Consider the following 22,173-nt stretch of genomic DNA (forward strand, 5'->3'; position numbering starts at 1 on the left):
ATATCCCCCCCCCTCCCCCCTCGTCGGGGGGGGGGGGCCGCCCGGGGGCCCCCCCCCCCCCCCCCGCTCCGCACACGCCTCGGACCCGGCCTCCGCACCGCAAGGCCGTCCGAGGCGTCCCCCGTGTCAACAACCGTGCGGTGGATGCGCATTGTCCGAAAGGGCTCTCTGGGCAGGACATTCAATCCGGACAATGATGCGGGTGCGGCGGGACGGGCCCGCCCGGGGGTGGTGGCATGGACGCGCGGCCGGACGGAACGAGGCGCCAGGCCCGACTGGGCAGGCCGGAGCGGTTCGTGGACCCGCAGGCCGGCCCGGTGGAGCGGCTCGCCTGGGAGCTGCGGCAGTTGCGCGACCGGGCCGGTGCCCCGAGCTACCGTGCGCTGGCGAAGGCCTCGCACTACTCGGCCAGCACGCTCGCGGAGGCCGCGAAGGGCGAACGCCTGCCGTCGCTGGCCGTGGTGCTCGCCTACGCGCGGGTGTGCGGCGGCGGGCAGGCGGAGTGGCAGGCCCGCTGGGAGGCGGCCTCCCGGGCACTGCGGGGCCCGTCCGCGGGAGCGGAGGCGGGCGGCGAGGACCGTGCGGACGGAAGCGCTCCGGCTCGCGACCCGTACCTCGGGCTGGCCCCGTTCGACACCACGGACGCCGGCCTGTACTTCGGGCGGTCGGAACTGGTGGGCGATCTGGTGCGGCTCGTGGACCGCCACCGACTGACGGCGGTCGTCGGCGCCTCGGGCAGCGGCAAGTCTTCGCTGCTGCGGGCGGGGCTGCTCCCGCGGCTCGACGAGTCCTGGCACACCGCCCTGCTGGCCCCTGGCGACCGCCCGCTGCGCGCACTGGCCTCGGCGGTCTGCGCGCTGACGGGCGGTGACACCGAGGCGCTCGCCCGCGTCCTGGCCGGCGAGCCCGAGGCGCTGGGGATCGCGCTGGACACCTGGCTGGTCACCCAGCCCGCCGACCGGCGCGCGGTCCTCGTCATCGATCAGTTCGAGGAACTCTTCACCACCTGTCCGGACGCCGGGGAACGGGAAGCGGTCCTGGCCTGCCTGGCCCTGACGGCCGACGACCGCACGGCCTGCGACCCCGTGGCAGGCCACCGGGCCGCCGCGGGCCGGGTGCGGTTCGTCATCAGCGTGCGCGCCGACTTCTACGACCGCTGCCTCGCCCACCCCGAACTCGCGGGCGCCCTGCGCCGCGGCGCCCAACTGCCGGTCGGCACCCCCACCCGGGGCGAGCTGCGGGACATCGTCACCGAACCCGCCGCCGGAGCGGGCGTCGTGGTGGAACCCGAACTGCTGGAGGCCGTCCTCTCCGAGGCCACCGACCAGCCCGGCGCCCTGCCGCTGGTGGCCCACGCGATGCGCGAGGCCTGGACCAGGCGCAGCGGGGATGTCCTGCGGCTGGCCGACTACCAGGCCACCGGCGGCATGCGGGGAGCCATCACCCAGACCGCCGAGGCGGTGTACGCCGGCCTTCCGCCCGGACACCAGGAGGCCATGCGGATGCTGTTCCTGCGGCTCACCGCCCCGGGCGAGGGCACCGAGGACACCCGCCGCCGCCTGGCCCGCGCGGAACTCGACGGCCTCGCCGACGCCGGGACCATCGACGACCTGCTGCACCGGCTCGCCGCCGCGCGGCTGATCGTCCTGTCCGACGGGACCGTCGACGTCGCCCACGAGGCGGTCATCCGCTCCTGGCCGCGGTTGCGCCACTGGCTGGACGTCGACCGCGAGGCCCTGCGCGCGCACCGCCGGCTCACCCAGGCCGCCCGGACCTGGCACGAGCTCCACCGCGACCCGGGGGCGTTGTACCGCGGCGCGCAGCTCGCCGGTGCCCGGGGCTGCTCGCGGTCGGGCGGCTCGACGCTCAACCGTCTGGAGGCCGCCTTCGTGGCGGCCAGCACCACTGCGGACGACCGGCTCAGCCGCCGCAGGCGCTGGACGGTCGTCGCGCTGGCCGTGCTGACGGTCCTCTCACTGGTGCTGGCCGCGACCGCGTACGTCCAGAAGACGCAGTCCGACGCGCAGCGCCGGATCGCGGTCTCCCACGAACGGGCCGCCCAGTCCCGGCAGTACCTGGAGAAGGAGCCCGAAACCGCTGCCCTGGTCGCACTGGAGGGCTACCGGGCGGCCCGCACCACCGAGGCGCGCGGCAGTCTGCTGAGCGCCTACGGCGCCTACACGTCCAGGCAGTTCGCCGGTCACGGTAGCGCCGTCCTGGCCGTGGCGTACTCACCTGACGGCCGCACCCTGGCCACCGGCAGTGCCGACCACACCGTGAAGCTGTGGGACACCGCCACCCACCGCATGCTCGCCACCCTGACCGGCCACGGCAGTACCGTCATGACGGTCGCCTTCAGCCCGGACGGCCGCACCCTGGCCAGCGCCGGCGCCGACCGCACCGTCCGGCTGTGGAACCTCGTCTCCGGGCGCACGACGGGCATCCTCACCGGCCACACCGGCGCCGTCTGGTCGGCGGCGTTCTCCCCCGACGGCCGCACCCTCGCCACCGGTGGCGCCGACCGCACCGTCCGGCTGTGGGACGTCTCCTCCGGGCGCACGAAGGGCGTCCTCACCGGCCACACCGACTCCGTCCGGTCGGTGGCGTACCTGCCCGACGGCCACACCCTGGTCACCGGCGGTGCCGACCGCACCGTCAACCTGTGGGACACCGTCACCCCCCGGATGTCGAACACCTTTCTCGGCCACACGGGCGCCGTCACCACGGTCGCCGTCAGCCCCGACGGCAGCACCCTGGCCACGGGCAGCGCCGACCGCACCGTCCGGCTGTGGAGTCTGACCTCGTACACCGGCACGGCCGTCCTCGACGGGCATGCGCAGGAGGTGAGCCAGGTCGCGTTCACCGCCGACGGCCGTACCCTGGCGACGATCGGCCAGGACGGCACCTTCGCCTGGTGGGACGTGGCCGAGCGGCGGATGACCGACACGTTCCACGAGACCAACTCCGCCGCCCCCGCGCTGGCCCTCTCCCCCGACGGCACCGAGCTGGCCACCACCGCCGCCGACCACATCGTCCACACCTGGGACGTCAGGACCCGCCGAACCACCGCCACCATCGGCACCGCGGACGGCACCACGACCGTCGCCGCCTACGCTCCCGACGGCCGGACGCTCGCCGTCGGCCACGTCGAAGGCTCCGTCACCCTGTGGGCCACCGACCCGCCCCGTCCCCTCGCGACCTTCACGGCACACGACCAGGACATCATGCACCTGGCGTTCTCCCCGGACGGACAGCTGCTGGCGACCGTGAGCTCCGGGAACACGGTGCGGCTGTGGGACGCCGCGTCGGGCCGCCCGGTCGCCTCACTCGAAGGCCACACCGGCAGCGTGTCGAGCGTCGCGTTCTCCCCCGACGGCCGCACCCTCGCCACCAGCAGCTACGACCGCACGGTACGCCTGTGGGACCTGGCCACCCACCGGCCGACGGCTGTCCTCCAGGGGCACACCAACATGGTTGCCCGGGCCGTCTTCTCCCCCGACGGCCGCACCCTCGCCACCAGCAGCTACGACCGCACGGTACGGCTGTGGGACCTGGCCTCGCGGGCGGAGTTCGCCGTCCTGCCCGAGGACACCGCCGCCCTCACGGCCCTGGCGTACTCCCCCGACGGCCGCACCCTCGCCACCGGCAGCGCCGACGCCACCGTACGCCTGTGGAACGTGGCGCAGCGCCGCATCGTCGCGACCCTCACCGGCCACATCAACACCGTCTTCTCCGCCGCCTTCAGCGCCGACGGCCGCACCCTGGCCACCACGGACGCCAGCGGCAGGGTCTGCCTGTGGGACGTGGCCGGGCAGCGGACCACCGCACGGCTCGACGGCCACACCAGAGGCGTGCACGGGGCCGCCTTCAGTCCCGACCGGAGCTCGCTCCTCACCGTAGGATCGGACGGGTTACGGCTGTGGCCCACGGACGCGGACCGGATCGCCGACCGCGTCTGCGAACTGAGCCGGACCAACCGGTGGTTCGGGCTCTTCCCTGAAGCGACCCTGGGCGACGTCTGCCGCTGAGCGGAAGCCGGCCGCACCACTGCCCCGGCGCCGGCCGGGGCGAGGCGGGCAGCACCGTCGCTACGCGCTGGGCGAAAGATCACATCACTCGGCTGCCTCCGTCCCACAGTGGTGACCATGCCGAACCGAGTGGCCGTCCTGTCCGACATCCACGGAGTCCTGCCGGCCCTGGAAGCTGTACTCGCCGAACCGGACGTCAGCACCGCCGATCACATCGTGCTCACCGGCGACATCACCGCCGGCCCGCAACCCGCCCAGGTTCTCGACCTCCTGACGGCCAGGACTCGTCCTATCCCGGCATCACCGAATGGGCCGACTACTTCCTGCACGCTCGCGCGACCGACGCCGACGCCCTCGCAGCCTTCGCCCCACGGGACGAACGCGACCACAACCCGTGACACTCGCCCCCCTCCACGACATCCGGGAAAGGCTCACACGGCGACCCGGATCGGTGCTGCGCCGTGCTGTCCGGCCGGACCGGTGCGCCGACGAGCCGGGGTGATCCCCGCAGCCGGCTTCCTGTTCGCCGCCGACGCAGCCCCGTCGTCAGTCGACGCCTTCGACGATGCGGAAGTCGCGCTCGACGCCGTCGGCAAGTGCGGCCAGCGCCTCCTGGTAGGCCGCACTCGCGTGTGCGGCGACCGCCTGTTCGAAGCTGTCGAACTCGATCAGGACGGTGCGCCCGGCGATTCCGGCGTCGTGTGCAACGACCCGGCCGCCGCGGACGAGCACCCGCCCGCCCGCGGCCTTGACGGCTGGACCAGCCAGCTTGTTGTAGGCAGCCAGCTTCTCGGGGTCCGCAATGGTGCGGTAGGCACTGACCCAATAGCCCTTGACCACGGTACCTCCTGTGTTCGGAATCGATGCTCGGAAGCATGCTCAGGTCCTGGCCGGCGCGCTGTGGGTGAGCGAGCCGGCGGAGACGGCGTCGACGTCGGACGGCGTCGATCCTCAGCTTCCCGTTCGACGCGACCGGCCCGGGCCCGACACATCGACCGGGGCCGTGATCGGATTGGTCCCGGGTGAGCGTCGGCGGGCGAGGGCGAGGCCGGCCGTCGTCGTGATCACCATCGCGGCGACGCCGACCAGCGCCGCGGTCGTGTAGGCGTCGTCGTTCGGGAAGAGGCGACCTGTGGCGGTGCCGGCGGCCAGGACCAGACCGCCGACGGCGCTGCCCAGGGAGTACCCGACGCTGCGGACGACGTAGTTGAAGCTCATGGCGCTCGACGTCTCGCTCTTGGGGGTGACGGCCAGGATGACGCCGGGCACGGCGGCCGAGAAGCTACCCACGCCGAAGCCCAGCACGCCCATGGCCGCGAGCAGTTCGGCCAGGGTGGACCGGGCGGTGGCGAACAGGACGAACCCGCCGCCGACGACGGCGGCGCTCCCGGCCAGGAGCAGGGGGCCGTCGATCCGCGTCCGGACCCGCGGCGTGAGCTTGCCGGCGACGAACCCCAGCACGGAGAACGGGATGAGGACCAGCCCCGCCACGAGGGTGGTCAGTCCGAAGCCGTACCCGGCGCCGTGCGGCGTCTGCGCGTAGCGGGTGATGAGCGTGAGCAGGAGGTACATGCCGCTCCCGCCGACGAACGTGGCGATGTTCGCCCCGGCGACCGCCGGGTGCCGTACCGCCCGGACGTCGACCAGGGGTGTCCTGGTTCGCAGTTCGGAAACGGTCCAGCCACCGAGCAGGAGTACGGCGGCGACGGCGAGGGTCACCGCCACGGCGAGGTGTCGGCTCCACAGGCTCCTCTCGCCGGCCAGGAACAGGAGGAGGAACAGTCCACCCGCCAGGACGAGCGCACCGACCACGTTCAGGTGAGCGGAGCGGCCTTCGGGAGCTGCGGGCACGGAGCGCCACGCGGTCACGAAGGCGATGGCGGTGACGAGCACGCCGAGGCCGTAGGCGGCCCGCAGTCCGCCGAACTCGGCGAGCAGCGCGGCCAGCGGGTAGCCGACGCCGGCTCCGATGACGGAGACCACGGAGATCAGGGCGATCGTGGCCGCGCTGCGATCCCCGGGAAGATGGTCGCGGGCCACGCCCATCATCAGCGCCGTGAGACCGAGTCCGACGCCTTGGGCCGCTCTGCCCACGAGCAGCCAGGCGAACGGCAGCGGCAGCACGGTGAGCGCGCTGCCGACGACGACGATCGCCAGCGTGGCGAGAATCGTGGCCCGCCGGTGCGGGCCGGCTCCGAGCCGGCCGAGGACGGGTGTGGCGACGGCGCCGCCGAGCAGGGCGATGGTCAGCGTCCACTGCGCGCTGTCGAGGGAGACGTGGAACGTGGTCGCCACGCTGGTGATGAGCGGCGTCCCGAGGCTGGCGACCGCCGCCACGACCAGGGCGATGAACATCAGGGCGGGGACCAGCGGACGTGCCTCGGAACGTATCGGGGCCGTGCTCATGGGCCGGTCATGAGCCTGGGCCCCGGTCACCGGTCCGAGTCCTCTCGGGTGCGGCTTTCGAGCTCCGCCAGATGCAGCAGCGCCGGAAGGGCTGCTGCCAGGGCCTCGACCTCGTCACCGGTGAGTTCCTCGATCAACCGCGCGTACGCGTCGACGCCCGCCCGGCGTCGCGTCCGGACGTACGACGCGCCGGCCTCGGTCAGGCACACCAGCGTGACCCGCTTGTCGGACGGATCGCCCTTCCGCTCGACCAGCCCGGATTCCTCCATCACCCGCACCAGGACGGTCATCGCGGGCTGGGTGACGCCCTCGGCCACCGCCAGATCGGTGATCCGTCGCGGGCCGGTCTTGTCCAGGGTGGCCAAGGTGGCGGCGGACGTCAGGCTCATGTCGCGGGGAAGGCGTCTCACGGCCCTGGTGGCCAGACCGTAGAGGGCTGACCCGATGGCATCGGAAGCGCCGTGCGCGGCGTCTCGGCGGCTCATGCCTGAAGCATAACAGGTTTATATGAATCCTTTATGCATCTCCCGGCCGGGGTTCGGCGACGCATCCCGGCGGCATCCTGGTGGGCCCGGACAGTCGTGGAGTCCACACCGATCAGGGACAGGTCCACCTCACCGCGCCTCGCGGCACGCCAGGACCGGGCACGATTCCTGGGCCGTGCTGGATCGAGAAGCGCAGGCCCCTCACCAGGACAACCTCACGGTCCAGAGTGGCAGTCAGGTCGGTGCTCTCGCCGGGTGTTGCCTCTTCGATCCCGTCCGGCAGCTTGATGGATCCGTCGATGATCGTCGGCCGGGACGGCGCACGGCACGCGGTGAAGGTACTCCACGAACGCGGCGCCAGCGCGCCCGAGGCCGTCCACGACCTCACGGTCGACGGCCCGCGAACCTGCGGTACGACGGGCTCCCCGAACACGTTTCGCCGGCCCTTCCCGCAGGCGGGAGGCATGCCCTGTGGCTCGTGGGGCAGACGGGAGTGGCGGTGCACGGTCTGCCCCACACAGGCCGTGCACCGTCGTCAGTGCCCGTGCGGTGCGACGGCCACCGGATACCTCCACACCGTGCGATCGGGAGCCGTTCGGCGCCCTGCGGTACCGGCCCGGCCAGGCCGGGTCAAGCACGGCTCCGTCCGCGTCCGTACGCCGGGCGTGCCGCTCACGGAGTCCCGTCCTGCAGCGGCTTCACGCCGGCCACGCCGTAGAGGATCCTCACGGACTTGCCGCTGCGCATCCGCACGCCGTAGCCGCGTCCCACGGACCACGAGACGAGGTCCCGGACGACCGGGACGACACCGAAGACGTCGACGGGAACGCCGTGGGCCGCGCACGCCTCGACGATCCGGCGGGGGGCGATGAACGCCCGGTGGTCGTGGGAGCCCTTGGGCGCGGCCCAGGTCAGCGGCAGGCCTTCCCCCAGCGTGATGACCGAGAGCCGGGCCAGGAAGGTCTCGGCGATGGTGTCCATGACGAGGGTGCCGCCGGGCTTGAGCAGCCGGCAGCACTCGGCGATCACGTCGAAGGGGCGCGCCACGTGTTCGAGGCAGTACCCGGCCACGACGACGTCCGCGCAGCCGTCGGGAAGCGGGATGTCGTGGATGTCGTGGATCAGGACCTCGTCGACGCCGTGCCGCAGCGCCACCTCCGCGCTCCTGACGGACACGTCGACGCCGATGTGGCGGTAGCCCTTGTCCGCGATGTGCGGGTGCAGCAGACCTCCGCCGCAGGCCACGTCGACCAGCACGGCGCCGGGGCTGCGGGCCGGGGGGATGTGCTCGGCCCGGGTGCGCGCGCACCAGTGGAGGATGGCGAGCGGGCCCCGGCGCTGCCACCACAGCGTCGACCAGGAGTCGTACTCGGCCGGCTCCGCCGTGGCGGGACCGCCGGTGATCGTGGGGGTCCCGGAGGACTTCCGGGAGCGGCGCGTGTGCAGGGCGACCGCCCAGAGCGCGAGCGCGTCGGCGCGGACGTTCGCGGGAGGTCCGTCGCCGCTCCGCCGCTGGTGACGCAGCAGGAAGGCGACGGCGGCGTCGGTGCGCGGCCCGTCGAGGACCCCGGTGGTGTGGGCGGCGATGACGCACCGGGCGGTCTGCGCCACCGTGCTCGGCGTAGCCGTGGCCGGGGTCGCCGTACCCGGGTCGCTCGGCCGTCCGGGGGTGCCGGGGGCTCCCGCGGTGTCCTCGCTCCACCCGCCGTCCGGGTTCTGCTGCTGGTAGATCCACTCCATCGCGCCCTCCACCGCGAGGTGCCCGGCTCCGATTCCGGCGGCTTCGAGCCCGAGCAGGACCTCGGAGGTTTCGCGGAGTCGGCCGCCTCGGCCGTCGTTCCAGAACCCTTCGACGGCCTGCTGCGCCAGCAGGAGGCGGACGGCGCGGCCCACGGCCGGATGCCAGCCGTATCCCTCGGCGCACAGCGCCTCGACGACGTGGGCGGTGACGCCCGGCGCCGGGGGTGCGACGACGCCCGGGCCGGCCGCGGCCCACCGGCCGGGCCGAGCGGAGCGGTGGATGCCGTCGCGCGACCAGCCACCGTTCGCGGACTGCCGTCCGAGGAGCCACAGGACGCCTTCGGCGACGGCGGTGTCCACCTCGCGGGCGCGCGGCGCGTCGACGGCATGCAGGGCGGTGAGGACGAGCGCGGTGCCGGCCACGTCGGACACGCTCATGGGGGCGAGGGCGGGCCGGTCGGCCGTGCCGCCGTCCCGGCCGGACAGCAGCCGGTCGAGCGCACGGTCCACCGCCGGGTCCGAGCCGGCCCGCTCCCCCGCAGCGGCCAGGGCCCGCAGGACGACGGCGGCGTCCACGGCGGCCGCCGGGCGAGCGAGGACGTCCTGCCGGGCCAGGGCGTCGAGCGCGGCGCGTACGGCGGGGTGCCGGGTGCCGTGGCCCAGGGCCCACAGGGCGAGCGCGCAGACGGCCGTGTGCGGCCGGTCGCCGCCCCAGTTCCCGGCGCTCTCCTGCCCGTCGAGCAGGAGGCGCTCCGCCTCGCCCAGCGCGTCGCGACGCAGGGGCGGCGGAGCGGTCCGGCCGAGGGCGTGGGCGGTGCGCAGCACGGCGGTGACCGCGGCTCGGCGCAGGCCGGCGCGCTCGCGCCGACCGACCCGCAACGGCTCTGTTTCGATGGGGAGTTCGCGTACCGGGCGGACGGATCCCAGCACGCCGACCGCAGCGGCGAGCGCGCGAGCAGGGCCGTCCGAGCCGCCGGCGGCGGGGGCCCGGGAAGGGCCGTTCGAGCCGCCGGCGGCGGGGGCCCGGGAAGGGCCGTTCGAGCCGCCGGCGGCGGGGGCCCGGGAAGGGACGAGCAGTTCCGGGGGCAGGAGCCCGAGAGCGTTCCAGCCGACCGCTCCGGTGATCGCCAGCAGGAGGTGGGCGGGTTCGGGCTCCAGCGCCCGGATGCCGCCGTGCCGCCCGGTGAACCGCGCGGCGCGGTCGAGGACCGCGTGGTCCGCGGTACGGCCGAGGGCCTGGAGGGCGAGGTGGGTGAGCACGGTCGTGGACAGGTCGGAGGGCCCGCCGACCTGTCGGGGGAAACCTCCGTCGGCGTTCTGCCGAGCGGTGATCCACTCGTGCTGCTTCGCTTCCCGGACCGGGTCGACGGCGTCCAGGAGGCGGTGCACGAGGAGGCCGACGGCTTCCCCGTGGACGTCTCCGGCCGCGCCGTCGACGCTCGCGTCGGCCTCCTCGTCCTGCCGGTCGGCCAGGGCCGCGCGTGCGGCCGCGAGGACCTCTTCCGCCGTGCGCCCGGACCCGTCGGCTCGCGGGTCGCTGCGCTGCCCGGTCACCGGGCCTCGCTCCCCTCGCGGGCGCCGTACGACGGGCCGGCGGGGCGGCGGAGGGACACGGCGGCTGCGGGCGCCGGGAGTTGGGGCGCGGGGAGGTGGGGCGCGGTCGCCATCAAGGCAGAGAGTTCGGGTGCGGTGGCTACGGGTGCGGTGTCCAAGGTCAGCGGGCCTCCTGTTCGTCCGGGCGGACGGTGGCGGTTCACCATGTGACGGGCAGGGTCTCGGGTCCCCGGAAGAGCAGACCGGTCTTCCACTTCACGGAGTCCGGCTCGCCGGCGAGCCCGATGTCGGGCATCCGCGCCAGCAGTACGCCCAGCGCGACCTGGAGCTCCATCCGCGCCAGGGCCGCGCCCACGCAGCGGTGCGGGCCGTGACCGAATGCCAGGTGCTGGCGGGCGGTGGAACGGGTGAGGTCGAGGAGGTCGGGCCCGTCGAAGATCCCCGGGTCCCGGTTGGCGGCGTTGGTCGAGGTCAGCACCGGCCGGCCGGCCGGCACCGTGCCGCCGCCGAGGTCGACGTCGGTCGTGGCGTAGCGCGGGTAGGCGGCGCAGACCGTGAGCGGGGTGAACCTGAGCAGTTCCTCGACGGCGTCGGGGAGCAGTTCCGGGCGGGCCTTGAGGAGCGCCAGCTGGTCGGGGTGGGTGAACAGGACGTAGGCGAAGTTGGCGATCTCGTTCGCCGTGGTCTCGTAGCCGGCGATGAGCAGCAGCATGCACAGGAAGACCAGTTCGTCCTCGGACAGCCGGTCGTCCTGGTCACGGGCCGCGACCAACTCGCTGATCAGGTCGTCGGCCGGCTCTGAACGCCGAGCCTGGACCAACCCGCCCATGTACGCCAGGAGTTCGCCCATGCTCTCGATCCGGGCCTGTCCGTTGTCGCCGCCGACGAGCTGGTTGACCTCCGTGACCCACCCGTGGAACCGGTGGCGGTCCCGGTACGGGACCCCGAGCAGGTCGCAGATGACACCGATGGGGAACGGGACCGCGAAGTCCCGGACGAGGTCGGCCGGCGGCCCGGTCCGGACCATCGTGTCGACGAGTGAGGCGGCCAGCCGTTCGGCCGACGGGCGCATCAGTTCCGCGCGCTGGGCGGTGAACGAGGCCGCGATGAGGCGGCGGATGCGGGGGTGGTCGGGCGGGTCCATGTCCATCAGGCCCAGCGGCACCAGGTCGGGGGTGACCCGGGGCTGGTCGGTGCCCTCCGGCACGGACCGGCGGAAGCGCGGGTCCGTGAACACCGTCCTGACGTCCTCGTAGCGGGTGACCAGCAGGCCCGGATCGCCGTACGGCATGCGGACCGGGCACAGCGGTTCGCTCGTCCGCGCCCGCTGGTAGAGCTCGTGCAGGTCGAGCGCATGGACCGGCGTGAACGGATAGGGCCGCTCCTGCCCGGTTCCCTCTTTCTCCGCACGCCCCCCGTCGCGGCTCTCGGTACTCATGCCCCACCCCCATTGTCCGGAAGTCCGTTTCCCGGCTCCACCGGGCCGATGACGGCGGACACTAACAGGCCGGTGCCGGGTTCGCAGGGGTCACCGGTGTCCCCACCGGACATCGGTGTCTCTGGACGGAGGCGCATTGCGCGACTTCAATCTGCCGGGTGTCCGGAAGTCGGCCGGGGACCGCGGCCACCGCTCGTTCCAGCGCACGGCGAACCCGACGACGTCGCACTCGGACCCGTTTTCCAGGGCCGTCCGCCAAGGGGGAATAATCAAGAATGCCGGAATCCCGGTTGGAAAGGTCCGAGCCCTCGACCGCCGCTCCCCCGACTTCCGCACGCCCGCTCCCACGGGTGCGGGCGTGGGTTTCGGCGATGGGGCTGCAAATGACCGCGGTGGTGCTGCTCCAGGTGCTGTTCGCACTCTCCGTGGCCCGCCACCTCGGCCCCCTCTCCACGAGCAGGGCCCTGCTCACGCTGGCCCTGTTCGTGCCGGAGTCCGTCTCCCGGCGCCTGCTCAACGACTACGACGATTTCAAGCGCGGCGTGGACGTGCCGGAAACGGCCCGGCGAGGCAGCGCCCTGGCCACCGGCCTTTCCATGCAGCGCGTACGGGCGGTCGGCCTGGCCTGCTTCACGGCCGGAATCCTGGCGCTGGGCTGGCTGCTGTACACGGCGAATCCGTGGTCGTTGGCCCTGCTCCCGCTCTCGTTCGCCGTGCTGGTGTATTCCGGCGGGCCGGTCCCGCTCGGACACCACGGGCTCGGCGAACTCATGGACTTCGTCGTCTGCGGTTTCTACGTCGTGGCCGTCGTGATCTGGGTCAATGTCCAGCAACTGCCTTTCGCGGCCGTGATGGCGGCGGTCGCCGCGGGATTCCTCTTCGCCGCGACGATGTTCCACAACGATCTGCGGGACAGTGTCGAGGACCTCAGGGCGGGAAAGCGCACCCTCGCCCATGCACTGTCACCGCGCGCCTCCAAGATCTGCTACGCGGTGTTCGTGCTCGCACCGTACCCGTGCCTCGTCCTCGTCGCGCATGCGCTCGACTCCTGGCGATTCGCCGCTCCCCTGGCCACCCTTCCCTACGCGGCCTGGCTGGTCGTCGGGGTGACGCGGTCCCGACTGGGAGGAACGATGCCGTCGTGGATGCACCTGCCGCGGCTGCTGGCGTCGGTCTTCGCCCTGCTCTCCCTGGCCGTATGGATATGACGAATCATCACATAACTCCGACCGTGGTCGAGGTGGTCACCGAATGTCTGTCCTGTGCCCTCCAGCGGTGCACTTCCCCGAGCACGAGGTCACCCTCGCGGACACGCTCGCGACGGCACGCCGGCTGCATCCGCGGCATCCACGCCTGGACACCGTCCTGCGTCTGATCGAGAACACCGGGGTGCGCACCCGTCGTCTCCTCCAGCCCCTGGACCTCACCCTCGCCCACCCCGGCGTCGCCGCACGCACCGGCCTGTACTGGGAGGCGGTGCGCACCCACCTGCCGGCCCTGGTCACGGAGGCGCTGGAGCGGGCCGCGATGTCCCGCGACCAGATCCACGCCGTGGTCTTCGTGTCGTGCACGGCCTTCACCATGCCGTCCCCGATCGTCTGGATGATCAACGAGTTGGGGTTCTCCACCGACGTCGACCAGATTCCGCTCGCGCAGCTCGGTTGCGCCGCGGGCAGCGGCGCGATCAGCGCCTCCGCCCGCTACTGCCGGGCCCATCCGGACCGCAACGTCCTGATCGTGGCCTTCGAACTGTGCTCGCTGTGCTACCAGCCGACCGATACCGACGTGGGCGCGCTCCTCTCGGCCGGCCTCTTCGGCGACGGCTTCGCCGCGGCGGTGATGCGCGGCACGGCCCGCTCGGGCCTCAGGATCGAGCGGTCGGCGTCCGAGACCATCGCGAGCACCGCGGACTGGATCTCCTACGACGTCCGGGAGACCGGATTCCACTTCCGCCTGGACAGCCGGGTCCGGCACACCATGCGCGCAGTCACTCCGGCCATCGGCAAGGTGGTGGAGGAGGCGGGCTGGAGCACCGGAGAGCTGGACTTCGTCCTGGCCCACGCCGGTGGCCCGCGCATCCTGGACGACCTCACCCGGTTCCTCGACATCGATCCGGCGCTCCACCGGTTCAGCCGGGCGGCGCTCTCGGAACACGGCAACACCGCGAGTGTCCTGATCTTCGACTCGTTGGCGCGGTTCTGGGACGACGGGGCGGCCCGGCCGGGTGCGCGCGGCGTCATCGCGGGCTTCGGCCCCGGGGTCAGCGCCGACTTCTCCCTGGGGGTGGTCCTGTGAAAGGCGGTCGAGGTCCTGCCGGGTCCGTACGCGGGAGGCCGGGCGCGCCGCCGGTGGTGCTGATCACCGGCTGCTCCTCCGGCATCGGCCGGGCGGTCGCCCTTCGGGCCGTCCGCGCGGGATTCACCACCGTGGCGACCGCCCGGAAGCCCGAGTCGCTGGCCGAACTCGAAGCCGCGGGCTGCCTGGTGCGCGCACTGGACGTGACCGACGCCGAGGCCCGCCACCGGGTGGTGGAGGAGCTCGACGAGAAGCACGGCGGGGTCGACGCGCTCGTCAACAACGCCGGCTACGGCGAGTTGGGCCCCTTCGAGGAGGTCCCGCTGGATCGCTGGGACCGGCAGTTCCAGACCAACGTCTTCGGTCCGGTGGCACTCACCCAGCTCGTCCTGCCGGGGATGCGGGAGCGCGGGTACGGACGCATCGTGAACGTCAGCTCCCTGGCCGGAAAGATCGTGCTGCCCGTGGGCGCCGCGTACCACGCGAGCAAGTTCGCCCTGGAGGCCGCGATGGAGGCGCTCTGGCTGGAGGTGCACCGGTTCGGCATCGAGGTGAGCCTGGTACTGCCGGGCGCCGTGAACTCCCGCTGGGCGGACAACGTCCCGGAGCAGAACGAGTACGCCTCCGGCGCGTACGGCGACCTGGTGTCCGAGTTGGCGAGGCAGATGGCCGAGCGGCTGCCGCGCGGCGCCTCCGTCGAGTACGCGTCGTCGGTGGTGATGCGCGCGCTCACGGAGAGCCGTCCTCGTCTGCGCTACCCGGTGGGAGCCGACGCACGCGTCCTGCTGCCGCTCAGCCGGATGGTGCCCGCGCGGCTGTGGTCGGCGTGGGTGCGCAGCCACTTCCCCTCGATCCGGCATCCCGCGCCACGGCCCGTGAACCCGCCGACGGTCGACCGGACCCGCCGATGACCGCGGCGCCGCACCCCGGGCGCGGGATCCGTGCGCTGGGGGCCGGGTTGGCACGGACCGGTTCCGCCGTCCGGCCGTCGGACACGGGGTCCCGCGTGGCGGCGGCCGGGGTGCTGGTCGGTGCGGCCGGGCTGGCCGCGGCGTTCAGGGGGCCGCGGCGGGCGCACTGGAGCACGCTCGCGCTGACGCACGGCGCACTGGGGCTGGCCGCGTCGGTCGTGGAACCGTCCGCCCGGCACCGGTCCGCGGGGCGGGAGGACGTCGTGACGGCCCTGCGCATCGGCGCGGGCATGGTCGCGGGGAGCGTGCTGCTCGACGCGGTGGTGCGACGCGCCGTGCCCAGGATCGCGGCCGACGCGGAGTCCCTGCGGGCGCTCACCGCCACCGCGGACCCGCTGCGGATGTGCGCGCACCTGCTGCTGGTGATCGCCCCCGCCGAGGAGCTCTTCTGGCGGGGCCTGGTGCAGGGCCGCCTCACACGCCGGCTCGGCGCCGGCCGGGCCGCCGCCGCCACCACCCTGCTGTACGGCCTGGCCCACGTACCGACCGGCAACGCGGCCGTGACCGGCGCCGCCGCCGGCCTGGGCGGCAGCCTGTCGCTGATGCGCGCCCGGGGCGCGAGCCTCGAACGCCTCGCGCTGGTCCACGCGTTCTGGGTGGTGCCGACGCTCCTGGCCGAGCGCGCCCGCGGCGCCGACGGCACCCCCCGGGGTCCCGCCGCACCCAGGCCCGCGCTCGACCACGGCACGCACCACCACGGCACGCACCACCGCGGCGCCGCCGACGAGAAGGGTCCCGCCATGACGACAGCCCCGGCCGGCCGACGGACCGGCCGGACCGTGACCCTCTGGGGGCGGTTCGCCCAGCGCGTGAACAACGCGGTGCACATCGCTCTGTACGAGCGGACCGGCGGGCGGCTGGGCGGGCGGATGCTCGGCAACCAGGTCGGCATCCTGACCACCGTGCGGCCCCGCGACGGCGCGCCGTACTCCGTCCCCCTGTTCACCTTCCGCGACGGGGCGGACGTCATCGTCGTCGCGTCGTACCGGGGGTCGTCCGGCGATCCCCGGTGGTTCCGCAACCTGCTGGCCGATCCGGACGCGGTCCTGCGCGTCGGCGGCCGCGTGCAGGCGGTGCGGGCGCGGGTGCTGGAGGCGGAGGAGCGGGCCGCCGCGTGGCCGCGCGTCGTGCGCGGCTTCGAGGGGTACGCGGACTACCAGCGCCGCACGACGCGGGAGATCCCCCTGGTCCGGCTGTCCCCGCGACCGGAGCACAGCTGAGGTGCCGGCCCCCGAGGAAGCCTCCCCCTCCCCCCTCGCCGTTCACGCGGGCCAGGCGCTGTACACCCGGTCCTTCCTGCGGATCTACGACACCCTCGTCTACCGCGTCAACTCCCCGCTCACCTGGCGCTGTCCGAAGGAGCGCCTCGTCGCGCTCTACGACCGGCACGTCTCGGGCAACCACCTGGACGTCGGCGTCGCCTCCGGGGTGCTGCTCGACGAGTGCCGCTTCCCCGTCCCGGCGCCTGACCTCACGCTGATGGACCTCAACCCGTCGTCGCTGGCCGCGGCGGACCGGCGCCTGCGCCGCTACCGTCCGCGGCTCCACCGGGCCGACGTGCTGCGGCCGTGGGGACTGCCACACGGGTCAGTGGACTCCGTCGGCATGTGCCACCTGCTGCACTGCCTGCCGGGGACGCTCGCGGACAAGGCCGTGGTCCTCGAACACGCCAGGCGGGTGCTGAAGCCGGGCGGCACGCTGTTCGGCGCGACCATCCCGGGCTCGGGGGTCGACCACAACCGATCGGCTCGGCTCCAGCTGGGCCTGGCCAACCGGCACGGGATCATGTCCAACCGGCTGGACCGACCGGAGGACCTCGACGCGGCCCTCGCCGCCGTCTTCCCCGAGCACGAAGTCGTGGTGACAGGCTCGGTGGCGCTCTTCTGGGCGCGAACGGGATAAAGAGGACGCAGCCCTGTGATCGACGGGGAAGGGCTGCCCGGCATTCGCCATGGCGGGACAATCCCCCGGCCCCGCCGAACCGTTGACCCACTGCAATGCCGCAGACATGCTTGTCGTGTAATTGTCAGTAAGGACTTGTCGAGACGGCATTGTATTCGCACGTGAGCTGGTGCGGGCACACTCGTTCCTGAGTGGCCCGAAGTGGACCACCGTGAGGGGGAAACTCGGTGTTCGGTCCAAATCGGACGAACGTGGCACGCACGCTCCAAACATCGAAGGACGACAGGCGCAACGGCGGCCGGTACCCCCCACCGCAGCGCCCCGGGAAACGGCCGGGACAAGCCCTCGCCTCCGAGAGGGGTTTGCCGATTTCCGACCGCGCTCCGGCCGGGGCCTCCGTACCACCCGGTGGAGCCCCCCAGTCCGACCGGGTTCCGGCTCCCGGCGGACGGGAGCCGGCGGAGCGTGGCGAGCCGGCCGGAAGAAGACCCGGCGCAGCAGCAGATCCGGACACACCGCCCCAGGAACACGGACACTTCCACGACGCGTACGAGGCCGTGCGGATCCTCTCCGGCAAGTGGGTCTTCGCCGTGCTGATCCAGCTCGCCGGAGGGCCGCACTACCACAACGACCTGGCGCGTTCGACGGGCATGGCCGAGAACAAGCCCCTGGACCGCGCCCTGCGCCGCCTCCTGCACATGCGCCTGGTCGCCCGCACGGTACACAACGCCGGCGGCTCCGCACCCCGGGTGTCCTACCAGCTCACACCACGCGGCCATTCCGTGCTGCCGATCATCGACGAACTGGCGGGGTGGTGGCAGGCGACGGAACGTCCCGAGGGCTGAGGCCCGTGCTCCGCGCCAGGCCCCGGCACGGCACGGCGGCCGACAGCAGCCGGACGGACCACGGCCTCACCGCCGACGGCGGTGAGGCCGTGGTCCCGGCGAGGACACGAGAGCGTGCACCGCACGGCCCTGCCCTGCCGCGCAGCACCTCTCCGCGCGTCGGCCACCCCGTCGACGGGCCCGGCCCCGGCCGTCGAGCGCTTCGACGCCATCGACAGCGGGTCCGTCGTCGCGCCCGGCCCGGAGCACCGGGGACGTGTGGTGCGGTTCCGCAGACTCCGGGCGGACCACGCCCACATCGAACCGCCGCTCAGCCCTTCGCGAGCACGGCGTCGACGACCTCGTCCACGGTCATCTCGGAGGTGTCGAACCACCCGCCCTCGCCGTCGAGTTCGGCACGCAGCGCCTGCTCCAGGAACGACCAGCCGCCCGCCGGCACCCCAACCGGGCAGGCCGGCGGCAGTCGTAATGTCCTGCTCCGGCCGCCGCATGGCATCACCACGCGAGCTCAAAGACGTCACTGAAGAGAATCCGAAACAACGGACCTTTCTCGAGCGGGCCACCAGGCCACTCCGGGAATTCGACAGAAATCTTCGACTGCGGTCCCGAAAGAAAGGTGAACCCCCGCTCCGAGAGCAGACTATGGATCCGAACCTCGCCCGTCCTGAAGTCGTCCACGATCGGAGTCAGAACCACTCGCGACGACCACCAGTGGGCCCGCGGAGCCCTGAACAACATGGCATAGGGCCCCACCATGGACAGTAGAAGATGCCAGCTGCCCGACGCTGCCAATACCTCGTAGTAGAAGCACACGTCGCCGTCGAGATGGGTGTTGTCCCTGACCTCTGCGAAAGCCGACAGGTTATCGACGAGGGCCTTGTACGGCTGCTGCCGGTAAGTTCGGGTGGCGAAGGCGAAATCCGGGTCACCGAGCGAACCGTACGATCGACGAGCATCTGCCAGAACCGATGAGAGCAGGAGATCGTCTTCCATTTCCTCCACCTTCCGACTTCACTTAATTCACCAGTGTGCCATGGATCTCAGCCCTGCCGTTCTTTTTGTCGATCCTTCGTGCCGCACGGACCTTGCGCTTCGGCATGCTGCACGATACTTGCGGGCTGACGCCGATGTTCCGGCGCAGCCGGATACTCGGTACCGCAATCGGAATACCGAGATCCGCCTATCAAGCAAGGGACCGTCGTCTCAGAATGGCGGGATGATCGCCACGAATAGCCTGCACCAGCACACACCCGCCACCGACCCACAGGGCCCGCGCTCCGCCCTCCCACAGCGCGGCGCGGCCGGAGACACGGTCAGCCACCACCGCAGGGCCCCGCCACGGTCGCCGCCACCGACCGTGGCGATCACCGCCCTCGCTCGGACGTTTTAACAGACAGGTGGCCACGCGGGTGGAGGAGCCCGCCGATCGCGAGGACAACCGGTTCCGCGCCCCGGCACTCCCTCGCGCACCTGCGGCGATCGAGCGGGCGGGCCGCCGTCAGACGGGACCCGACGACGATCCCTGGCGGACGGGTTGTGCCACGCGCCGGCCGCGGACGCCCTGATCGGCAGCGCCGGCACCGGGCTGCAGCGTCCTCGGAGACCCGGGTTGGCGTCGCCACATGAGCCCTGGGGAAATTTTCTGATGATCCATTAGACGAATGGTCGACTGTCGGCCTTGCTGTGCGAGGATCGTTCGTAGGGCCTGGGAGGTCGGGCCGTGTCTCCGAAGGCGCTGGAGGTAGGCATGGCGGGTGATCAGTGGCGCCTTGAGGCCTGTCTTACGCCGGAAACCGTCGAGGTGACGGTGTCAGTTCACGGCTCCGAGCACCGGGTCCGCGGCTTGTTCAACCGCTCTTCGGAGCGTTCGGCACTGGTGAGCAGGGCCAAGGGGAGTCCGGTCGTGGTGATGTGCGCGAGTCAGCATGCTCAGGACAGTTGGGTGGTCATCGCCGGCAGGCGCGAGGTTCCGCTGGTGGTCCGTAAAGTGGCAGGCCTCCCTGTGGGCGTCATGGTGTTGCCTGCTTCGGCACGGCGAGTGACGGTGCGGTGTACGGACTCCGCTGGACAGGTCAGGGTCGAAATACGACGTGCTTTCCCCCGCCTGCCTTTCCGACCGGTCAGGCCGGCGGCTCGGAGGTCGGCCGAGTACCGGTGAGAGGGTGGGGCGGACCGCTCCCGGCCCGCCCCGAGGGACCCGTCAGGCCGGTCGCTCAATCCTGAACGGGTTTGCAGTCGCTCCGGCCCGGAAGTCGCTCAAGGTGGGCGGCAGCTGTTCCGGGCGAATCCGGTCCATCACAGTCCCGCCATCGGGATTCGACGGCATGCCGAGCGTGACGACGCGGCCGGTCCGCTTCTCTCCGATTTGCTGGACCGGCATCACGGACCGGCCCTGTGAGACGCCGGCGGCCGCCTGTCAGCCGCTCGGCCCCGTCGGCGCTCCCCGGTGACCAGAAATACGGTCAGGAGATTGTCGGACGATCGCAGGGATCTCGTCTCGCAGAGCGTCGCTTTCCGTCGGACAGGTATGCCCGTCGCGCCGCTGCTCATAGCAAGGGAGACTCGCATGTCGGCACCCACCGAGCCGGCGGCCCGCTGATTGAATGCCGAGCGGTCCGCTTTTCGCATCCGCCCGGAAGGGGTCGTGGCTGTTGCCCGGCCGGCGGAGGTGGCGCGTGCGGCACGAAGTACTGCGGCGCCGCCGGTCAGTGCGCGGCGGCCGCCGCGCGCAGCGCCGCGAGGACGCGGTCGGTGTCCGCGGCAGAGGTGCGCCAGTTACTGAAGGCCGCTCGAACGGCCGGCACCCCGTCCAACACCGTCGGCGTCAGGAACGCCTCCCCGGAGGCCGCGACGCGGCGCAGCAGTGCGTCGATGTCGTCCTGTGCGGGGTGGCCGGCGAGGGTGAAGCAGACGACGTTGAGGCGCACCGGTGCCAGCAGGCGGAATGCCGGTTCCGCGGCGAGGGCCGTGCCGAGTCGGGCCGCTTCGGTGCAGGTGCGCTCGACGATCTCGCGGTGTCCCGTGCGGCCGTAGGCGGTCAGGGCGAACCAGGTGGGCAGGGCGCGCAGCCGCCTGGAGTTCTCGGGGGCCAGGTGGACGGGGTCCGGGTCGGCGGTCGGGGCGCCGAGGTAGGGCGAGGTGTTGTGGAAGGCGGCGACTTGCAGGTCCTGGCGGCGGGTGAACTGCACGGCGGCGTCGTACGGGACGTTCAGCCACTTGTGGAGGTCGACGCAGACCGAGTCGGCCGCGTCCAGGGCGGCCACGAGGTGCTCGTGGGCCGGTGAGAGCGCTGCGAAAGCGCCGAACGCGGCATCGACGTGCAGCCAGAACGGGTACTGCTCGCGCAGTGCGGCGATCGCCTGCAGATCGTCGAAGTCGACGGTGTTGACCGTGCCCGCGTTCGCGACGACCACGGCCGGGCGCCCCTCCAGCGCCGCCAGTTCATCGGCGAGCGCCCCCACGTCGACCGCCTCCCGGCCCTCCAGCGTCCGCACCCGCCGCAGCGCGCCCCGGCCGAGCCCGAGCACGGACAGCGCCTTGCCGATGCTCGAATGCGCGGCGCCCGACAGGACCTCGACCGGCCCGAGAGCGGCGAGTCCGTCCCGGGTGACGCTGACGCCGCGCTGCTCCCCCACCCACTCGCGGGCGACGGCGAGGCCGACGAGGTTCGACATGGTCGCGCCGCTGACGAAGACGCCCGTGTGGGCCTCGCTCAGTCCGAAGAGACCGCGCAGCCAGCCGACCGTCTCCTGCTCCAGGTCTGCTGCGGCCGAGCCGATGCGGTTGCTGACGTTCTGGTCGAAGGCGGACGTCAGCCAGTCGCCGGCGAGGGCCGCCGGGGTCGCGCCGCCCGTGACGAAGCCGAGGTAGCGCGGGCCGGCACTGCCGCTGAAGCCCGGCTCCCACCGCTCGGCGAACAGCTTCAACGCGCCGTCGGCGCCGCTACCCTCCACCGGGAGCGGCAACCCGGCAACGGTCGTCCCGTCACCGGCCCGCACCACGGGACGGTCCCCGATGCCGGCGAGCACGTGCGCGGCACGATCACTCACCGCGTCGAGGAGTTCGCGCAGGCGGTCGAGGTCTTCACCGAGTCGAGGATGCATACCCACAGCCTAGAGCCGAGCCCGCTCCCCCAACCAGCACTACGTCCCGCACGAGGGATCCTGACAACCCACCAGGCGAGGACCCCTCAGGACCTCGCCGGACCGTGGCCGCAGGAACCACAGGCGGGTAGAAGCCCGTGAGTCCTGCGGGCCCTTCACGGTCGTTGCCCACCGCCCCGAGCGTGACCTCGCCCGGTCCAACGCCAACCCGGTCGACATGGACGCCAGGCGCCGGCTCGACTCGGTGGGCGAGTCCGTGCACGTCCCCGGGGCACACCCGCGGATCGACCGCACCCACCCGGAGCCTGACGAGGTCGCCGAGACCGATGTGGCGCACTTCGGGCCCGGAACGGCTCCCCCGGGGGTCGGGCCCCACGGCGAGTCGGCGCCGACTCGCCGTGGGGCC

15 protein-coding genes and 1 pseudogene are annotated in these 22,173 nt (G+C 72.7%); 8 read left to right on the plus strand and 8 right to left on the minus strand.

All coding sequences use genetic code 11. The features are described 5' to 3' along the window. The first annotated feature begins 236 nt into the window (after positions 1-236). Entirely contained in the window at positions 237-4,028 is a 3,792-nt protein-coding gene (locus tag ACFWIC_RS31170; RefSeq protein WP_380520568.1) for a hypothetical protein, read from the plus strand. A 117-nt stretch (positions 4,029-4,145) separates the two neighbouring features. Further along, a pseudogene (locus ACFWIC_RS31175) lies at positions 4,146-4,307 on the plus strand (metallophosphoesterase family protein); the annotation flags it as partial. Between the two features lie 267 nt (positions 4,308-4,574). Here the strand turns inward: ACFWIC_RS31175 and ACFWIC_RS31180 are convergent. From ACFWIC_RS31180 to ACFWIC_RS31200, 5 genes are all read right to left on the minus strand, one after another. After that, entirely contained in the window at positions 4,575-4,868 is a 294-nt protein-coding gene (locus tag ACFWIC_RS31180; RefSeq protein ID WP_329950651.1) for a DUF1330 domain-containing protein, read from the minus strand. Between the two features lie 111 nt (positions 4,869-4,979). Continuing rightward, positions 4,980-6,434 (minus strand): MFS transporter, encoded by a 1,455-nt coding sequence (locus ACFWIC_RS31185; RefSeq protein ID WP_380520569.1) that lies wholly within the window; start codon positions 6,432-6,434, stop codon positions 4,980-4,982. Between the two features lie 26 nt (positions 6,435-6,460). After that, the gene (locus ACFWIC_RS31190; protein ID WP_380361270.1) at positions 6,461-6,919 is read right to left on the minus strand and encodes a MarR family winged helix-turn-helix transcriptional regulator; all 459 of its coding nucleotides are present in this window, start codon (positions 6,917-6,919) and stop codon (positions 6,461-6,463) included. 672 nt (positions 6,920-7,591) lie between these two features. Continuing rightward, positions 7,592-10,213 (minus strand): methyltransferase domain-containing protein, encoded by a 2,622-nt coding sequence (locus ACFWIC_RS31195; RefSeq protein ID WP_380520570.1) that lies wholly within the window; start codon positions 10,211-10,213, stop codon positions 7,592-7,594. A gap of 199 nt (positions 10,214-10,412) precedes the next feature. Further along, complete coding sequence (locus tag ACFWIC_RS31200; RefSeq protein ID WP_380520571.1) at positions 10,413-11,651, minus strand: cytochrome P450; 1,239 nt, start codon at positions 11,649-11,651, stop codon at positions 10,413-10,415. 371 nt (positions 11,652-12,022) lie between these two features. On the opposite strand from ACFWIC_RS31200, the gene ACFWIC_RS31205 reads away from it, so the two are divergent. From ACFWIC_RS31205 to ACFWIC_RS31230, 6 genes are all read left to right on the plus strand, one after another. After that, positions 12,023-12,859, plus strand: a complete 837-nt coding sequence (locus tag ACFWIC_RS31205) for a prenyltransferase (protein ID WP_380520572.1) — start codon at positions 12,023-12,025, stop codon at positions 12,857-12,859. A 43-nt stretch (positions 12,860-12,902) separates the two neighbouring features. Then, positions 12,903-13,946: a 3-oxoacyl-[acyl-carrier-protein] synthase III C-terminal domain-containing protein gene (locus ACFWIC_RS31210; RefSeq protein ID WP_355401304.1), complete on the plus strand. Its 1,044-nt coding sequence runs from the start codon at positions 12,903-12,905 to the stop codon at positions 13,944-13,946. Between the two features lie 53 nt (positions 13,947-13,999). Then, positions 14,000-14,857 (plus strand): SDR family oxidoreductase, encoded by an 858-nt coding sequence (locus ACFWIC_RS31215; RefSeq protein WP_329881581.1) that lies wholly within the window; start codon positions 14,000-14,002, stop codon positions 14,855-14,857. A gap of 95 nt (positions 14,858-14,952) precedes the next feature. Then, complete coding sequence (locus ACFWIC_RS31220; protein ID WP_380520573.1) at positions 14,953-16,137, plus strand: nitroreductase/quinone reductase family protein; 1,185 nt, start codon at positions 14,953-14,955, stop codon at positions 16,135-16,137. Position 16,138: 1 nt separating this feature from the next. Next, positions 16,139-16,819, plus strand: a complete 681-nt coding sequence (locus tag ACFWIC_RS31225) for a class I SAM-dependent methyltransferase (protein ID WP_355401299.1) — start codon at positions 16,139-16,141, stop codon at positions 16,817-16,819. A 557-nt stretch (positions 16,820-17,376) separates the two neighbouring features. Beyond that, entirely contained in the window at positions 17,377-17,664 is a 288-nt protein-coding gene (locus ACFWIC_RS31230; protein WP_329881578.1) for a helix-turn-helix domain-containing protein, read from the plus strand. A 310-nt stretch (positions 17,665-17,974) separates the two neighbouring features. Here the strand turns inward: ACFWIC_RS31230 and ACFWIC_RS31235 are convergent, their stop codons facing one another. The 3 genes from ACFWIC_RS31235 to ACFWIC_RS31245 all read right to left on the minus strand — a co-directional run bounded on the left by ACFWIC_RS31235 (position 17,975) and on the right by ACFWIC_RS31245 (position 21,767). Continuing rightward, positions 17,975-18,103, minus strand: coding sequence for a hypothetical protein (locus ACFWIC_RS31235; RefSeq protein WP_380520574.1), 129 nt, complete (start codon positions 18,101-18,103; stop codon positions 17,975-17,977). A 56-nt stretch (positions 18,104-18,159) separates the two neighbouring features. Continuing rightward, complete coding sequence (locus tag ACFWIC_RS31240; protein ID WP_380520575.1) at positions 18,160-18,657, minus strand: hypothetical protein; 498 nt, start codon at positions 18,655-18,657, stop codon at positions 18,160-18,162. Between the two features lie 1,712 nt (positions 18,658-20,369). Beyond that, the gene (locus ACFWIC_RS31245) at positions 20,370-21,767 is read right to left on the minus strand and encodes a pyridoxal phosphate-dependent decarboxylase family protein (RefSeq protein WP_380520576.1); all 1,398 of its coding nucleotides are present in this window, start codon (positions 21,765-21,767) and stop codon (positions 20,370-20,372) included. Positions 21,768-22,173: the final 406 nt, after the last annotated feature.

The organism is Kitasatospora sp. NPDC127035 (assembly GCF_042726075.1).
In the GTDB taxonomy this organism is placed as follows: Bacteria; Actinomycetota; Actinomycetes; order Streptomycetales; family Streptomycetaceae; genus Kitasatospora.

Coding starts and splice junctions, on each gene's coding strand:
- ACFWIC_RS31245 (WP_380520576.1), bottom strand. CDS start 21,767: ATGCATCCTCGACTCGGTGAAGACCTCGACCGCCTGCGCGAACTCCTC.
- ACFWIC_RS31190 (WP_380361270.1), bottom strand. CDS start 6,919: ATGAGCCGCCGAGACGCCGCGCACGGCGCTTCCGATGCCATCGGGTCA.
- ACFWIC_RS31205 (WP_380520572.1), top strand. CDS start 12,023: ATGGGGCTGCAAATGACCGCGGTGGTGCTGCTCCAGGTGCTGTTCGCA.
- ACFWIC_RS31240 (WP_380520575.1), bottom strand. CDS start 18,657: ATGGAAGACGATCTCCTGCTCTCATCGGTTCTGGCAGATGCTCGTCGA.
- ACFWIC_RS31170 (WP_380520568.1), top strand. CDS start 237: ATGGACGCGCGGCCGGACGGAACGAGGCGCCAGGCCCGACTGGGCAGG.
- ACFWIC_RS31200 (WP_380520571.1), bottom strand. CDS start 11,651: ATGAGTACCGAGAGCCGCGACGGGGGGCGTGCGGAGAAAGAGGGAACC.
- ACFWIC_RS31185 (WP_380520569.1), bottom strand. CDS start 6,434: ATGAGCACGGCCCCGATACGTTCCGAGGCACGTCCGCTGGTCCCCGCC.
- ACFWIC_RS31210 (WP_355401304.1), top strand. CDS start 12,903: ATGTCTGTCCTGTGCCCTCCAGCGGTGCACTTCCCCGAGCACGAGGTC.